Source organism: Psychrilyobacter sp., assembly GCF_049671765.1.
Taxonomy (GTDB): Bacteria; Fusobacteriota; Fusobacteriia; order Fusobacteriales; family Fusobacteriaceae; genus Psychrilyobacter.
The window spans coordinates 1-3,246 of record NZ_JBATVM010000324.1; the positions used below are offsets into that span (position 1 = coordinate 1).

Annotated in this window: 3 protein-coding genes; all 3 read right to left on the minus strand. The window is 30.2% G+C overall.

Annotation, left to right across the window (positions count from 1 at the left end):
• Nucleotides 1-225 precede the first annotated feature (225 nt).
• Nucleotides 226-1,161 carry a 1-phosphofructokinase gene (pfkB, locus tag WBG30_RS15065; RefSeq protein WP_424505474.1) on the minus strand — a complete coding sequence of 312 codons (936 nt, stop codon included), beginning with the start codon at nt 1,159-1,161 and terminating at the stop codon, nt 226-228.
• Between the two features lie 66 nt (nt 1,162-1,227).
• A complete protein-coding gene (gene fba, locus WBG30_RS15070) occupies nt 1,228-2,085 on the minus strand; it encodes a class II fructose-1,6-bisphosphate aldolase (protein ID WP_424505475.1) in 858 nt (285 codons plus the stop codon).
• 74 nt (nt 2,086-2,159) lie between these two features.
• The coding region (locus WBG30_RS15075) for an SIS domain-containing protein (protein WP_424505476.1) at nt 2,160-3,246 on the minus strand (1,087 nt) is incomplete at its 5' end.

Below are 3,246 nucleotides of genomic sequence, written 5' to 3' on the forward strand. Positions count from 1 at the left end.
GTATTTTAATTTCCTTTTCAGTGAATAATTTTTTAGACATTGGGAACTCCTTGATCTTTATTTTTAAGTATACAAAAAACCTGTAGATTTTGACACTCTTTTTTTCTAGTGTCTAGTCTACAGGTTACAGTATAAAAAAGTGAATTTTATTTAATACAAAAGTAGTCTTTTAATAGGATCTTAAGCCTCTTCTTGAGTATAATTGATAAAACACCCTTTAGATAATCATTTTGTTGTTGTTTTGATTTTAATTTCAGTTATAAGTTTTTCTACATCTTCAATAACTATATCTCCGGTATTTTTTAACATTGCATTAGAAGTTCCACATGCCAAAGCATATTTAAAACTTTTGTCAAGACTTAAATCTTGAGATAATCCATAAATAAATCCGGCAATGGATGAGTCACCAGAACCCACTGTATTTTCTACTTTTATTTTAGGAATATGCCCTATATAGATAGATTTTTTATTGATAAGTAAACCACCATCTTCTCCTAAGGTTACCATAACATTAGAAACACCGTGACTGATTATTTGTTTTGCACATTCTATGATTTCATCAATATTTTCTATTTTTTTCCCCAGTAAATATTCCATTTCATCTATGTTAGGCTTTATTAGATATGGATTTCCTTTAATTCCTTCTTTTAAAGGTTCACCACTGGTATCTAAAATAACTTTTTTCCCACGATTTACGGCTTTTTCAATGAGAATACGGTAAAAATTTAAAGGAACTCCTTGAGGAAGACTTCCAGAGATATCTATAATATCTACATTTCCCAATAAAATTTCATATTTTTTTAAAAAATCATTAATTTCATACTGAGAAATCTTTTTCCCGACTTCTAATATTTCAGTTATTTTTTTATCTTCATCAATTATAGCCATGCAGGTTCTAGTTTCTTCCTTCACTTCTAAAAAATTATGGAGAATTCCTCTTTCATCTAGTTTAGTTTTTATAAAAGCTCCACGGCTTCCACCTAATAAACCTGTAGCAATTATATCTACTCCTAGTTTATTTAAAACATTCGATACATTGAGACCCTTTCCACCAGGAGTTTCTGTTTTTTGGTTCACTCTATTTACTCCATTAAGTTGCAATTTATCAATTTGATATCTTGTATCTACTGCTGGGTTTAGAGTAACTGTTAATATTCTCATATACTACCTCTTTTCATTTATTAAATAGAGGTGTTTTATAAAAACACCTCCTTTTTTTATGATATTTTATATATTTGCTTTTCCTTCACTTCCACACATTAAAATTTTCTTCATAGCGACCTCTTTCATTACTTTTTTTGCAGGAGTCAGATATTTTCTTGGATCACTTTCATTAGGATTATTATTTAAAACTTCTCTTACTTTTTCTGCAAATGGCATTTTTAATTCCGTAGCTATGTTTACTTTACAGATTCCCAATTCAATCGCTCTTCTCACTTGTTCAGCAGGGACTCCAGAAGCTCCGTGAAGTACCAGTGGGATGTCTACAACTGCTTTAATTTCGGCTAATCTTTCAAAATCTAAATTTGGTTCTTTTGCATAGACACCGTGAGCTGTTCCAATGGCTACTGCCAAAGAATCAATGCCTGTTTTTTCAATATATTCTCTTGCTTGAGCGGGGTTTGTATAAAGAGCATCTTTTGCATCGACCTCTAAATCGTCTTCAATCCCCCCCAAAATTCCTAATTCTCCTTCAACTGTAATACCATATTTATGGGCATAGTCTACTACTTCTTTAACCTTTTTTATATTTTCATCAAAATCACAATGAGACGCATCGATCATAACTGAATTTGTTCCAATTTGAATAGCTCTTTTGATGGCATCGATATCTTCATGGTGATCTAGATGCATAGCAATAGGAATATCATATTTATTGGCACAATGTTCTACTATTTTTATAAAAAAATCCTCTCCAGCATATTTCATAGTTCCTGGAGTCGCAGCCACGATGACTGGTGAGTTTAATTCTACTGCTGCTTCCACGACGGTTTGAATTGTTTCTAAATTATGTACGTTAAATGCAGGTACTGCATATCTTCCTTTTTGTGCATCAAGTAACATTTGTTTTACTGAAAATAACATAACTTCCTCCTAGTTTTTTAGGATCTTGTAACCCTACTATATATTTAAATTGATTTTAATTTTGGCCAGATAAATTAATTTTTGTAATCGTGTAAAATAACTCCTTGAACTACTCTATTCACTTCACCAGTTGGACATGGATTATCGGGATTTATGTCTAATTTTAATGCCTTTAAAAAAGCATATATTTGAATAATATAAATATATCCAAAACCAGAGAAGACATCATTCAATTCACTCATCTTTTCATTAGAATATGTAAAGTAATGGTCGGAATTAGGTTCAATTTCTGAATTTAATTGATTGTCTATAACTAATACTTTTTTCTCTCCTCCATCTTTTTTTAATTCATTCAATAGATCTAATTGATATTTCCTTGTGTAGTTATTGTTAGACATAAACATTACAATTAAAGTTTCATCTGTTATTACTGATTTTGGTCCGTGTCTGAATCCTAATGAGGAATCAAAATTAACTGATACATATCCAGAAGATAGTTCAAGGATTTTTAATGAAGCTTCTTGCGCAGTTCCTTTTAGAGTACCGTCTCCTAAACAAACTATCCTTTTAGTTTCTGTATCTGTAATTTTATTCATAATTTCAAATATATCTGAGAATTTTTTTTCGACTGTTGAAGATATTGCTATGATATTATTTTTTAATGCTTCGATTTCTTCTAAACTAAATAAGCAGATTCCTGCAAGAGACATACATGTAAAACTTCCGGTCATTGCAAAACCTTTATCATTAGATTTTTCAGGCATTAAGATCAACAATATATTTTTTTTGTTTTCAGAGTATTTTGCAAGATGTCCTTCCTCATTACAAGTCAGAAAGATATGAAAAATATTTTTAACTAAATTATCTGCTAAATTTACAGTAGCTACACTTTCAGGGCTATTTCCAGACCTTGCACAAGAGACCAAAATAATAGTTTCATCTTTATTTAGGTAAAGCTCTGGATTAGAGACTATATCTGTAGTAGCTATACTTTCTATTTTAAATTCACTTTTTTTATTTAAGTAGTCTACGATACTATTTCCTACAAATTCGGAAGTTCCTGCACCTGTAAATATTACTCTTGTATTTTTTTTATCAAAATCGATTAAAAATTTATTTATTTCCTCTAGTTTCTCTTCTATAATTTCAATAGTTTGATTC